Origin of the sequence: Paenibacillus sp. FSL K6-4396 (assembly GCF_038002525.1) — a bacterium.
GTDB lineage: Bacteria > Bacillota > Bacilli > Paenibacillales > Paenibacillaceae > Paenibacillus > Paenibacillus amylolyticus_B.
This window is the reverse complement of record NZ_JBBOCR010000001.1, coordinates 2,304,297-2,317,485: the sequence shown is the minus strand read 5'-3', so window position 1 is coordinate 2,317,485 and position 13,189 is coordinate 2,304,297. Positions and strand designations below refer to the sequence as shown.

At 46.2% G+C, this 13,189-nt stretch carries 12 protein-coding genes; 3 read left to right on the top strand and 9 right to left on the bottom strand.

Annotated features, from left to right (window positions below; genetic code table 11):
- Positions 1 to 2: 2 nt before the first annotated feature.
- Together MHB85_RS10550 and MHB85_RS10545 are read right to left on the bottom strand one after the other, a co-directional pair.
- The gene (locus MHB85_RS10550) at positions 3 to 1,616 is read right to left on the bottom strand and encodes a response regulator transcription factor (RefSeq protein ID WP_192132427.1); all 1,614 of its coding nucleotides are present in this window, start codon (positions 1,614 to 1,616) and stop codon (positions 3 to 5) included.
- A complete protein-coding gene (locus tag MHB85_RS10545; protein ID WP_192132429.1) occupies positions 1,591 to 3,390 on the bottom strand; it encodes a sensor histidine kinase in 1,800 nt (599 codons plus the stop codon). The genes MHB85_RS10550 and MHB85_RS10545 overlap by 26 nt, the downstream gene beginning before the upstream one ends.
- Positions 3,391 to 3,732: 342 nt before the next feature.
- Here MHB85_RS10545 and MHB85_RS10540 point away from each other — a divergent pair, with 342 nt between their 5' ends.
- Positions 3,733 to 5,175, top strand: coding sequence for a hypothetical protein (locus tag MHB85_RS10540; protein ID WP_192132431.1), 1,443 nt, complete (start codon positions 3,733 to 3,735; stop codon positions 5,173 to 5,175).
- Between the two features lie 23 nt (positions 5,176 to 5,198).
- Here MHB85_RS10540 and MHB85_RS10535 read toward each other — a convergent pair whose 3' ends face one another.
- The 5 genes from MHB85_RS10535 to MHB85_RS10515 all read right to left on the bottom strand — a co-directional run bounded on the left by MHB85_RS10535 (position 5,199) and on the right by MHB85_RS10515 (position 10,148).
- Positions 5,199 to 5,798, bottom strand: a complete 600-nt coding sequence (locus MHB85_RS10535) for a DUF4269 domain-containing protein (RefSeq protein ID WP_341072895.1) — start codon at positions 5,796 to 5,798, stop codon at positions 5,199 to 5,201.
- 2 nt (positions 5,799 to 5,800) lie between these two features.
- Entirely contained in the window at positions 5,801 to 6,007 is a 207-nt protein-coding gene (locus tag MHB85_RS10530) for a YwbE family protein (RefSeq protein WP_026081155.1), read from the bottom strand.
- Positions 6,008 to 6,221: 214 nt separating this feature from the next.
- Positions 6,222 to 7,010 carry a polysaccharide deacetylase family protein gene (locus MHB85_RS10525; protein ID WP_105598146.1) on the bottom strand — a complete coding sequence of 263 codons (789 nt, stop codon included), beginning with the start codon at positions 7,008 to 7,010 and terminating at the stop codon, positions 6,222 to 6,224.
- 66 nt (positions 7,011 to 7,076) lie between these two features.
- Entirely contained in the window at positions 7,077 to 8,015 is a 939-nt protein-coding gene (locus MHB85_RS10520) for an aldo/keto reductase (protein WP_149846506.1), read from the bottom strand.
- Positions 8,016 to 8,123: 108 nt separating this feature from the next.
- The gene (locus MHB85_RS10515) at positions 8,124 to 10,148 is read right to left on the bottom strand and encodes a Na+/H+ antiporter (RefSeq protein WP_149846505.1); all 2,025 of its coding nucleotides are present in this window, start codon (positions 10,146 to 10,148) and stop codon (positions 8,124 to 8,126) included.
- A 403-nt stretch (positions 10,149 to 10,551) separates the two neighbouring features.
- Between MHB85_RS10515 and MHB85_RS10510 the strand changes: the two genes are divergently transcribed.
- Positions 10,552 to 10,851: a hypothetical protein gene (locus tag MHB85_RS10510; RefSeq protein WP_192132435.1), complete on the top strand. Its 300-nt coding sequence runs from the start codon at positions 10,552 to 10,554 to the stop codon at positions 10,849 to 10,851.
- Between the two features lie 96 nt (positions 10,852 to 10,947).
- Here MHB85_RS10510 and MHB85_RS10505 read toward each other — a convergent pair whose 3' ends face one another.
- Positions 10,948 to 11,430 (bottom strand): MarR family winged helix-turn-helix transcriptional regulator, encoded by a 483-nt coding sequence (locus MHB85_RS10505; RefSeq protein ID WP_036609579.1) that lies wholly within the window; start codon positions 11,428 to 11,430, stop codon positions 10,948 to 10,950.
- A 271-nt stretch (positions 11,431 to 11,701) separates the two neighbouring features.
- On the opposite strand from MHB85_RS10505, the gene MHB85_RS10500 reads away from it, so the two are divergent.
- Entirely contained in the window at positions 11,702 to 12,817 is a 1,116-nt protein-coding gene (locus MHB85_RS10500) for an FAD-dependent monooxygenase (protein ID WP_192132437.1), read from the top strand.
- Between the two features lie 118 nt (positions 12,818 to 12,935).
- On the opposite strand, the gene MHB85_RS10495 is transcribed toward MHB85_RS10500, so the two are convergent.
- The gene (locus MHB85_RS10495) at positions 12,936 to 13,163 is read right to left on the bottom strand and encodes a hypothetical protein (RefSeq protein ID WP_192132439.1); all 228 of its coding nucleotides are present in this window, start codon (positions 13,161 to 13,163) and stop codon (positions 12,936 to 12,938) included.
- Positions 13,164 to 13,189: the final 26 nt, after the last annotated feature.

Genomic DNA, 13,189 nt, shown 5'->3' with positions numbered 1-13,189 from the left:
AACTATACGGTACGTGACTGTTTTCGAAACTCCTGTGGCGTTATACCCGTGCACTTTTTGAACATTTTGGTGAAATGCGAGTAATTATAGTACCCCACCTTGCCAGCGATATCCGTCACTTTGACGGTGGACTGGGACAGCAATGTCTTCGCTCTGGCTACTCTGCCCTGCAGGATAAACTCAGATAGGGACATGCCCTTCTCTTTCCGAAACAGACGGGATAGATAAGCAGGATTGAATCCGGCAAAAGCTGCAAGTTCCTCTCGCATAAGTTCTTCACCAATATGAGTTTCAATATAAACACACAACTGATCCACAATGGTCATGGGGCTATGATCGTCCGGGTACAACACCGGGATAACACGATCAATCAGATCAGACGTCCATTGCTTCAACTGCGGCAACGACCTTGTCACCATACCCTCTTCCGGCTCCCGTTCACCCGGATATAGACTGCGTATTGATACGTTTTTCTGATGAAGCAGCGGATAGACCACATGCAGCATGGCATGATAGTAGAGATGCAGCATTTCAGGAGACAATCTCTCCTGGGCAGCAAGCAACTCAAAAATCTCATCCACACGTTCTCGCAAATCCCCTACTTTACCCGTCTCAAAAAGAATGGATAATTCCGAAAACCATGGAATAGGCAAAAAGCGATCTTCCTGATCTCTTCCCCGCTCATCATAGACAAAAACTTCTTCAAGCTCCTTAATATTGCGACGTTCCATATCCATCAGTTCATTTAACATGCCTTGCAGCTCAGTTACAGCAACCGGGGCACCAACATAACAGGACAACCGACAGTAGAAATACGTACCACATTCCTGAATATACCCCTGACAACGTTGTGCCACTTCGCTCGCACTCGGAATGATGCCATCTTGCTCATAAGCAAGCACAATATTTAATCCACTTTGATCCTGAAACACCTCACCGGGTTTGTCGCCAAGTAACATCTCTTTGGCTGCATTACGAAGGGCATATTCCAATACCTCTTCGTCACGCAAATCAAAATCACGCACCCATTCCTCTACTGAGATCACAATGGGTAACACACGAGCCTGCGGATCAATCTCGGCACCATACAGTTCTGCGAGCTCTTGCAACCGTTGTTCGGTTAACGTGATACGCTGAGAGATGGCATCTTTCCAAAAGCGTTCCGTCAGCAGCGGTTTATGGGTTTTCCAGCGTTTGTATACGGTCTCATAAACTTCGTTGGTACGGGTACGCTGCTCTCCATCCTTGATCTTTTCCACTGCCTGAGTTACTACCTTAATCAATTGATCAGCTGGAGCCGGCTTCAACACATAATCAAAGCTGTTTAGCTTAATGGCTGTCTGAGCATAATCGAATAAAGCATGCCCTGTCAGGAAAATGGTCAGTATGCCTGGATCATGTTTCAACACCCAGCTTTGCAGGTCAAGCCCTGTTTCACCGGGCATCTCGATATCACAGATCATGATATCGATAGCATCTGCCCTTAAAATCTTTCTTGCCTCTTCGGCATCACCAGCACTGTATACCTGGTCAATACCTGCTGCTTGCCAATCGACTCCTTCCACCATTGCTTGTAATGCATACACTTCATCATCCACGATCAACAGGTTCCGCATAGGCTCCCCCTTCTTCCTCTTCGGTCTGAGCGGGTAAATCAATGATGACTTTGGCGCCATGATCCACCTCATTGCCAAACTGCAAACTGGCCTGATCACCATACTTTACTAAAAGCCGATGAGCCACGTTCCATATACCGATATGCTGTCCACTCGGGTCTTCAGCGTATTGACCATGTTGCAGACGCCCCAACAACTCCTCTTCAAATCCGACACCATTGTCCACAATCATCAGTTGAAGCACCGTCCCATCGATCTGACCGGACGACTTCTCACCGAGGCGCGCCACGATCCGAATGACAAATGCTTGTGTCCGGCGCTGAAATCCATGAATAATGGCATTCTCTACAAAAGGCTGAATGGTTAATGGCGGAATCAAATAATGTCCCAGATTCGGTTCGACATCCAGTTCAAAATCGAATCTGCTTGGAAACCTCAGCTTTTGAATTTCTAAGTAATGACGAATGTGCTCGAGCTCTTCATCCAGACGAATAACACGTTTGCCTGCACGCAGACTGAATCGAAAATAATCGGCCAGATGACCAGCCATCTGCTGCACCAACTCATGCTTTTGCAAGGAAGCCAGACTATGAATAATATTGAGCGAATTCAGGTAAAAGTGAGGATTGATCTGCATCTGCAGTTGTTTGAACTCTGCCTCCCGCGTCCGCAGCTGTTCCTCATACACATCAATCTTCAGATGCCTGATCTCACTGGTCATTTGATTGAAACTTCGTGTCATAAATTCAAGTTCCGAGGAAGATGGCGGGTCCAGCTTCACATCGAGATCTCCACGGCTCACCCTTCTCATGCCTCGGATTAACGCATTCATCGGGCGGAATAACAGATGCCGCAAAAAGATCAGTGCAGTAACCAGAATTACTGCCGCACCAATGGGAAGCAGACGAATGATCTGCTGGAAAAACGGGAGGTTACGCATCATGTCTTCCTCAGGCAGCAGCACGATATAATTCATCTCGGACATGGCCGAGGCAATACCCAGCATCAAATATTGACGTGCTTCTCCCTTGTTCACAACTTCAGAGATAACCTGATACGGATTCTTCAGGCCGGGAAGATGCGCTGCAGCCAGCTGAATCTGTGCAGTATTTAATGTGGAATCCGATAGTGCCCCACCGTCTGTTCCAACAATGACTGCGCCTCCCCGATCTCCGGATTCAGTGAATTGTTGTGTATGATTCAGTGCATTCATATCAACAAGTGCACCTGCATAGAACTGCTGGTTGATTCGCACCGTTTTCACCAGCGCATTCCACGTCCCGCCACGCACGATGCTCCATTCCGGCTTCTGGATATCCCCTTCCAATTGCTGCATCTGGACTGGCATACTCTCCTGCACAACCGACTTTTTGACATCATAATTGCCTGAAGTGGCGAGCAGCAGATCATCATTCACGGCATCATATAGAAAAAAAGAATCGATTAGATTATAAAAACCGATATCTGTCATGAATTTGTTCATAATCCGTTGCTTTGCAATGATATAATCACCGCTGCCGTATTTCAGAAAAAACAGAGAGATAATATCCGGATCCCGCTCACCCAGACTATATAAATACCGATTTGTCTCCTGTAATACACGTTCATTCTGCTCCACACTCTTGGCGAGATGATTCATATTGGTGAGGGATACTTTGTCACGTACAACTTTCATCGCGTAGACGTTGTTGTAATAAAGCAGCATGAATAATGGCAGCATGATCAATGTAAGACCCACTATAAATTTAAAACGAAGTGAACGGATAAAATTCATGGATTATGGATTCCCGCCCTTTTAGTTCAACATAGTTTTTCTATTTTCTTCCTTATGATGGCATGTTTATTGTAATCACCCCTGCTTGCCATTGTCTATGGGGTCACGTGACCTTCACATATCAATTCTGGTGACTTTCATCCGCTCCAATTTCAAGAGTAACAAGTTTCATGTTGTAATAAATTCTCCAGTTGTAAAATAAATCCTTCATTTATTACTCTGAAGCTTCTCCCTAAAAATAAATGCTGCGGCAAGCCCCGGACTCCACGAACGCCCGATCTTGACATGCATACGATATATCACTCCTCGGGTTAGTCACCAGGATGTAGGGAGGCCTGTTCGATGAATATTCAACTCACTGCGTTACACTATGTCTATCTGGCATTTATCGTCTTGATTATTGCTGTAATGATCCGGCGCAGGGACACCACCATCATCTGTGTCGCGGGTATTATGACCATTGGACTTCTGGCAACCGAAACCTTAAGCGGGTCAGTTGCTGGGATCTTCAGCAGTTTTATCTATGCAACAAAAGAATTGTTGAGTACGATCTTCATCATCTCGATTATTGTGGCAATGAGCCGTGTTCTGATCAGAACAGGCATTAATGAGGTCATGGTAACACCTGTCACCCGGTTTATCCGTTCTCCTCAGGTCGCGTATTGGGGTATTGGATTGATCATGATGGTCGTATCGCTATTTTTCTGGCCATCCCCGGCCGTAGCACTCGTCGGTGCAGTACTGCTTCCTGTAGCCGTGCGTGTAGGTCTTCCTCCGATTGGAGCTGCTATTGCCATGAACCTGTTCGGACATGGGATTGCACTGTCTGGAGATTACATTATTCAGGGGGCTCCCAAACTTACAGCTGATGCGGCGGGTATACCCGTTACTTCCGTCATGACGGCCAGCATACCTCTGGTCATTGTCATGGGCACCGTATCTACACTTACAGCCTTCTGGATACTGCGCAAAGAGATGAAATCAGGCTCACCTGTTCATTCCCCAAACGCTATATCAGGTACCCTGAGCACGGAACCTTCTTCCTCATCAGAAGCTGTGTCCACCTCCCTGCCCACTGATCAGCCTGTTCAACGTCAAGTCATGTCACCCCGTTTGCAAAAGGCGTTCGCTCTGCTTATTCCTCTGTTATTCGCAGTTGATGTGATTCTGATGTTTGTATTGAAATTGCAAGGCGGCGATGCAACAGCTCTGATTGGCGGAACTGCTGTCGTTATACTGATTGCCGTTACCCTTGCCGCACATCGACATGCGGGACCAGAGGAAACGACCAACTATTTAATAGAAGGATTTCAGTTTGGTTTCAAGGTGTTTGGACCGGTTATTCCCATAGCCGCATTTTTTTATCTGGGAGATGCTGCGATTACGGAGTTGTTCATCAACCCTCTTCCTGAAGGTTCACACGGGATCGTGAATGATCTAGGGGTCGCACTTGCTGGTCTAGTGCCATTGAATGATACGGTGGGCGCCATTACAATGACGGTGACCGGAGCAGTTACCGGAATGGATGGTTCGGGGTTCTCGGGGATATCCCTGGTTGGCTCGATTGCGTCCATGTTTGCAGGATCGGCAGATTCCGCACCTGTGCTGACAGCACTCGGTCAGGTTGCAGCTATATGGGTAGGTGGCGGAACCTTGATTCCATGGGCATTGATTCCTGCTGCTGCAATCTGCGGAGTCAATCCTTTTGAACTTGCAAGACGCAACCTGAAGCCTGTACTGCTGGGACTTACGGTAACAACAATTGTAGCCATCTTTCTGATCTGACCAAAGGTTAAATGCTAATCCGTTCAAAAAAACGTTCGTAAACGCGCCCAGTTCCAGAGATCTTCTCGCTTCATCTCGGCCAGATGCAGCATGTCCACATATGGATCTCCCTGTAATCCAAGTACAGAAGCAAATGCAGGCTCCGTCTTCCACCCTGCCTGTTTCAGTCTGCGGATCTCACGGTGCCCCGCGTCTCCCCAAAGTTGTAACAATCTCCACTCCACAATCATATGTAGGTATGCATTCTGCCTATTAACCGGCACGGATTGGGCAAAAATCTCCACAGGCCAATGTCCCACTTGCAAATGACAAGTCACATAAGGACGTTGGTCTGGAAGATCCCCACCACGTACACATTGAAATTCAGCAACGGCTCCGATTCGATTGTACATCTCGGCTTCAAACACATCCAGATCCTCTGCATAACACAGCAGATCCAGATCACTGCCCGGAATATCAATATCAATTGGTACCGTTCCTGCTGGATACGGATGATAGTCAGCTAATATTTCGAGCAATCCACTACTCTGTAACACATAATAGGCGTCCTGCTGACGTGTATTGCCCGAAGCCAGATGTGCCATTACTTCTGCGGTAGTACTCATCTCCCCATTTTGGGCCACAGTTAGTTCGAGCCTCCTGTAATGACCTGTTTCACACGTCCCACTTGACCACTCGTCAGTCGTACTTTGATTCCGTGTGGATGCGTAGGTGACTTGGTTAACAGATCCTTTACAATACCACGTGTCAGCTTACCTGTAGCTTGATCCTGCTTCAGCACAATGTCCACTTCCAGACCTGGCTTAATATTTACACGTTGTTGTCCATTCAATACGTTCACTCTCCTCTATGTCGTAATTCATATCTTGTATACTATATAACCCTTAAACACAAAGCTCCATCTATTGTAGACGTTTTGGTTTCAAAACAAAAGGGACACGGCAATAACCTCCTACGCCTGATTCCATGTTTGATATGAAGACCAAGATAAAGAAACCGAAGGTCTCTTCAACTGAGACCTTCGGTTTCTAATTGGATTACCATGTTCAGGGCTGCACATGCTTTAAAATAGACGAAGGCGAAGTTCCATCCTTCGCGGCTTCGCGTGCCTTCACAGCAAGCAGCTCAGACACCGTAACGAATTGGTACCCCTGCTGCTGTAACTTCGGCAGGATTGTTTTGAGTGCAGCTACCGTATGGGACTTGCCTTCCACCTTATCATGGAAGAGTACAATATCCCCATTACGTGCATTCTTCAACACTTTGTTAACGATAGCCGATACACCTGGAGAAGCCCAGTCCCGTGTATCCTGATGCCAAGACCAGAGTACAATGGTATACCCTTTTTGTTTGGCAGCCTGGATGACCATGTCATTGTAATAGCCGCCCGGTGGCCTGAACAACAGGGGACGCTCCGCACCAGCTTTAATAATGGAACTTTCTGCTTCGTTCATATCATTCATGTACTTGTCCGCACGTGTTGATCGAACTGCATACGTATGCGCATACGTATGGTTGGCGATTTCATGCCCTTCGAGCTGTTCCTGCTTAATCAGTTCAGGAAATTTATCTGCCCATTTGCCAAGTACAAAAAAAGTTCCTTTGGCATGATACTGCTGAAGCAAAGCCAGAATCTGCGGAGTCTGAATCGGATCTGGTCCATCATCAAAGGTAAGGGCGATGAGTTTATCCTGTGTGGGAACTTCCCACACTATCTCTCCTCGTTCCTCATAATACTGACGGTTCTTCTGTACAGGCTTCGCATAGGCAGAACTGCTACCCAGCAAAATAATTAGCGTGAACATTCCGATGACTCGGGCTGCCTTCAGGTTCATGTGGTGTCCTCACTTTGTCTTCATACGTAAACTCCCTGTTAGCATTTCCCGATTCACCCGAACTCATTAACGAAAGATCTGATCCACGACTGCAATTTCCTCAGCAGTTAATTCCACATTTAATGTTTGCATATTGTTAATGACCTGTTCCGGTCGTTTGGCACCCGGAATCAATGCATCAATGGAAGGCTGTGTCAGGTACCAGGCCAGAACCAGATGAGCGACCTCAACATCCTTGGATTGTGCCATGCTGCGCAGTTGCTCAACTTTATCCAAATTTTCAATGAAAGCTTCACCTGTAAACAGCGGGTTCTTCGCCCGTCCATCCTGAAAGGTTGTATTGCGATTATATTTACCGCCCAGCAGTCCCGCAGCCAGTGGGAAATAGGGCACAAAAGAAATGTTATGCTCAGCCGTATACGGCAACAGCTCTTTCTCCGCATCTCTTTTGAACAGATTATATTCAGATTGCAGTACGTCTACATGCCCGTCCTTGTTGGCTTCACGCAACTGATCAATGGAGAAATTAGATACGCCAATGGCGCGGATTTTACCAGCGTCTTTTAATTGTTTTAACGCATCTACCGCTTCATCCTTAGGCGTATGTTCATCCGGAAAGTGGATGTAGAACAGATCAATGTAATCGGTTTGCAGACGTTTCAACGCCTCATCCACGGCTGTTTTCAGAAAAGCAGGTGAGTTATCCATGACAATCTTGCCATCCACCAATTTATGAGCTGCCTTGGTCGCAATGATGATATTCTGCCGCTGACCGGTTTCCTTCAATACTTCGCCGATCAGTCGTTCGGAATGCTCAGGTCCATAGATGTATGCCGTATCCACAAAGTTAATACCTTGTTTCAAAGCTGTACGAACCACTTCCTTACCCGTCTCATCATTCAGCATGTCCGGATAGATATTATGTCCGCCTACTGCATTCGCACCCAGTCCAATGGGATTCACGACCAGATCCGTTTTACCCAACCGAATTTGTTGTTCTGCCATGTCTCATCTCTCCTTCACTGATCGAATAAGTACAATTTAGTTGTGATGTCTTTCTTGTCCATATTATATCAAACCGTTTAGCATATTTAAAATATCGGATTTATCGGATTAGGTGTTTTTCAGCGCAGTCGCTTCAACGTCGTTAATAAACCGACGAAGTTTCGCAGCCACATCACGGGTGATTTCGCCGTTTTCATACAGCTGTTGAACCGTATTACGCTGTTCCTGAATGGCCACCATCTGCAACTCCAATTTCTCCTGATTAAACGGATCTTCCGTTTTACCCTGGTTCCAGGTGCGCAATTTGGCAATTACACGCTCATACTTGGCAATGACCGACAGTGCGACGACTCGATTCCCATCATTCATATGGGCACGAATGGCCTTAATTGCCGATTCAGAGGTACGTAACTTCACCTGACGGAACAGTTCTGCATTTTCTAGCATGAATGGTTGATTCGGCTTCTGGGACCGGTTGGTGAACAGATGTCCTAACACACGCCCGATCTCGCTGATCGAAGTCATGAACTGAGTGTTTGCGCGATTCGCCAGCATCATTTCCTTGCGATCCAACCAGCTGTCACATTTGAAGGCCGCATCAGAAGCAATTGCATTTTCGTCCAACATTACTTCAACTTCTTTACGTTCCGCACGGGTGGCAATCAGGTTAATAGCCGTTTCTTGTTTCTGAATATCTTTGCGTTTATCGGCGGTAAGCTGACCTGCGGCCTGTCTGATGTACTTGGACAAGTCGGAGACAACCGCGAGAGCGGCAGCTTTGTTCTCATCGTTCATTTCGGATTTGACAGCTCGTATTGCCGCATTCAGCATAATGTCATGTGCCTTTCGTTCTGACTTCTGCGGTGTTTCTTCTGTGGATTTCCCATCGTCCTTGGCCAGAACCGGAAGAAACACGCTTGCCGCAATCAGGGAGAAGAGGATAACTCCTGCCGCGAGGAAAATAATCAGATCCCGTTCAGGGAAAGGTGATCCATCCTGAAGCACATAAGGAATGGAGAACGCACCCGCCAATGTTACAGCCCCCCGCACCCCAGAGAGGGAAATGATCGTAATATCCTTGAATCTGGGACTGCCTATAGAGGATTGGGTACGCAACCATTCATTCCCTTGCCAGAACAGATAGATCCAGAGAAAGCGCAGAACCAGCAGTAGCACCGAGATCAAGCCTACATATCCCAACACCTGCAGATTATTAAACGAAACATTTTCAAATATGGTACTCAACACATCCGGGACCTGTACACCCAGAATAACAAACACCAGACCATTTAGTATAAATAAAATGACTGACCATGTGCTCGCAGATACCACCTGCATTTTCAACTGAACCGATTCAGCACGGTCACGCTCAATGGCGTGGATAATACCGCCTGCCACTACCGCAAGAATACCTGATACCCCAATTTCTTCACTCACCAGATAGATGATAAATGGCGTCAGGATTTGCAGCAGCATGTGAATTGTCACATCTTCCATGCCCAGTCTACGGATCCATACCCCTAGCCTGATTAACAGAAAAGATAACAAGGCCCCGACAAGAAGCCCGCCAATCGCAATCAGAATAAAACTAAAAGTTGCATTCGCCAGGGAAAATACACCTGTAACTGTGGCTGCAATTGCGAATTTGAAGGCGACCAGGCCGGATGCATCATTCATTAATGCTTCACCTTCAAGAAGTCTATGTATGCCTTTGGGCAAATGTACTCGCCCTGCCATGGCGCCAACGGCCACTGCATCTGTCGGGGACAATATGGCTGCAAGAGCAAAAGCAGCAGGTAACGGAATCGAAGGAATCAGCCAGTGAATGGCATATCCCGCCACGACTACTGTCACGAATACAAGCCCTAGTGCAAGCAGAAGTATCGGTGCACGCAGATTCCATAATTCATTCCTTGGCGTTCGCTTACCATCGTTGTATAACAAAGGTGCGATGAACAGTACAAAGAACAATTCCGGATTCAACGGCAGGTGAACACCTGCAGGAAGCAAAGCTATAGCTACACCAAGCACGATTTGAATGAGCGGAATGGGAATAAAGGGTACAAACCGGTTTAAAATATTGGATAAACCGATCAGGACCAGTAACACAAGTACGGCAATAAATATTTCCATGATGACAATCCCTTTCCGCTATAGAAGTGGTGAAACCTTTGTTGTATAGGTTTATTTTAACATAATCCAACCTTTATTATAAAAATGTTGTCATATTCATATACCCATTCAACTGCTCTCAGACTAGTCTATATAAGTTGAACTATTCATTTACACGATAACGGAGAGGACAGAAAAAACCTGAAAAAGCGAAGCGTTCGCCTTTATCCCCGGATTTTCCCCTTTAGAAAAGGGAATCAAAAAAATCTGGGGATAACAGCGATTGGAAGGTTATTCTGTCATCGTAGTGTCAGTGTAAATAATCTTTAGTTAACTTATATAGATTGAAGAATTCTGATGGATCCTGTATATAAGATGTTACAATATGCTAAGGACAATACCCTTCGGAAAGGAACTTGCATCTATGGCATTTGGAATTAAACGACAAGAGCTTGCTGCGTGGAAGGAACAAGTGGCTCGGGGTGAGATTGCGTACCTCACTCATTTCTGGATTGACAACCGATTCCCCGACATCACCGGTGTCACCAAAGTTGGCTGTGCAGATCTGGAACGTCTCGAGCGTTGGTGCAACGATCATGGGCTGGACCCGCGATACATTCATCGGCGGCAGCCCTTTCCCCACTTTGACCTGATGGGCAGCAAGCAAAAAGAAATTTTGATCCAAGAAGGCATGACGGATCATGTGGTTCGCTTTCATTTATGAACAAACTCAAAAACGCCAGTCTTCAAGGCTCACCCCTCCGCAATTAGGGACGAACTCATGAGGACTGACGTCTTCAAGGATCAAGTCATATATGGACTACCGGTGGATCTGCTCAAACGACTTCATGTTCTCCAGCAGTTTCAGTTCAATTTTCTTCAACATGCCAAACATCTGCTGTTGCTCCTCTTCGGAAAGTGCTTGCAACAATTCCCACGTCATTCGGCCGCGATTCGCATTAAGTGTCTTGGCAAGCTGTGCGCCTTCATCCGTTAAGGACAGCCACACAATTCTCCGATCTTCTTCACTGCGCACCCGCTGGATCAACCCTTCCGTCTCCAGTTGATTCAGTACAATGGTGGTTGCGCCGGAAGACAAACTGAGTTGTCTGGCCACATCAACCGCCATGCAGCGTTTTTCACGTAAAATCATGCCCAATATATGACTTTTTGTCGGATTCAGTTTACAGTTGGTTTCGGTCTTCTGCTGCTGATCCAATACTTTATTTTTATATCTGAAGAAGGCCTCCAACAATTGATCTACATTTGCCAATTGAGAGTTTCGCTCCGTATCCGGGCTCATAAACGTTCCTCCTGCCTTTCATCATAACCTACCTTATATTGTAGCATATTTACACTATGATGTTTGTGAAAAATGCGCTTGTATCCGACACTCTATCGTTGACTGCCACACTCTTGTTTTATTTCGGGTTTCACCTATTGCATTATGGCAACGAGTTTGTTTATAATAACCTATATCCTTAAAGTTACTTTTAGTTACTTAATGATTTTAATAAATCTGTTGTTATAAAGTAAATAAAGCGTCACCATTATAATGCAAGGGACTTATGCACATGAATCAGAATATACAATCTCAACTCAAAACAGATGTTTGCATCGTCGGCGCAGGTCCTGGCGGTGCTTTGCTTTCTTATTTACTGAATCAACAAGGAATCTCCACGATGCTCATTGAGCGGCAGCCCCACCTGCACAAGTCTTTTCGCGGGGAGTTGCTCAATGTGGATGGCGAAGCCATTTTGAATAAACACGGCCTCTATTCCCTCATTCAGGAACGCGGAGCGCTGCTCTTGGAACAGATTCAGTATTGGGAAAATGGGCAGATTATTCATACGGTATCACCCGGCAATGGAGAATCTCATGTTGGTATTCATGTACCCCAAGATCATCTCCTGGAAGCCATCGTGTCGCATGCTCAGCAGCACAGTTCATATAAACAAGTACTATTCAATACGATTATGACCGGTTTGTTACGAGACAAGAACGGCCAGGTCGTAGGTATTAACATTCGGCGGAACGGCGTTCCTGCCTCCATTGAAGCATCTGTAATTGTTGGTGCTGATGGCAGATACTCTGCGGTACGCAAACATTCCGGTATGACCCCGGAGATTCGCAAGCACGGGTATGATCTGCTCTGGGCACGCATTCCGGCACCCGTAGGTTGGGAACCCGCTGTTCGGATGGCCAGCATGGATGGTCAACAGCTCGCACTCTTCTCACAGTTCGGCGGTTATGTTCAGATTGGGTGGAACATTCCCGAGGGAGCTTACTCCAAGCTGCGAGAGCAGCCGATTGCTCCTTTTGTAGATAAACTTGTATCTGCTTTTCCTTGCCTGTCTGATTCTGTAGCTGCCAATATTCAGAGCTGGAGTGATTTTGTTCTGTTATCTGTCGAAAGCAGCTATTGCCAATCGTGGGCACAGGACAATGTTGTACTCATCGGTGATGCCGCTCATACCATGACCCCAACCGGTGCGTTTGGACTTAATGCCGCGCTCGAAGATGCGGATGTGCTCTCCGAATTACTTGTCCAAATGGCTGCAGATCAATTCAGTTCCACTGCACAACTTCAGGAACTTCAGACGATTCGCGGTGCAAAGGTACAGCAGCAACTTGCTCGACAAGTGGAGATGGAATCCTCTTTCCAACAGCGTTATGAATCCTTTCTCTAAACCCAGTTAATACTGATAAAATGCCTATATGCCCAAACAGCCGATCACTTCCTCATTAGAGAAGAATCGGCTGTTTGGTTTGTTGGTTTATCTTTTTTATGTAATTCCGTGTCCTTCTTCATTTTCGTTTGCGTGGAGCAAACGTGTCTTCTCTGGGTGCTTCTTGTACAGTATCAACGTCCTTCGGATAGGATGAGATGTTATCTTTTTCATATACTGCTTTCTCCAGATTGCTTAAACGGTGCAATACTTGTTTGCTTTTACGAACGATATATACAATACCAATAATCAGCAGGATCAACATCAGAATGAATATAACCATCTCCGGGTAAAAGACAAATGACATGAATCCACCTCCTTTGAAAACGATTT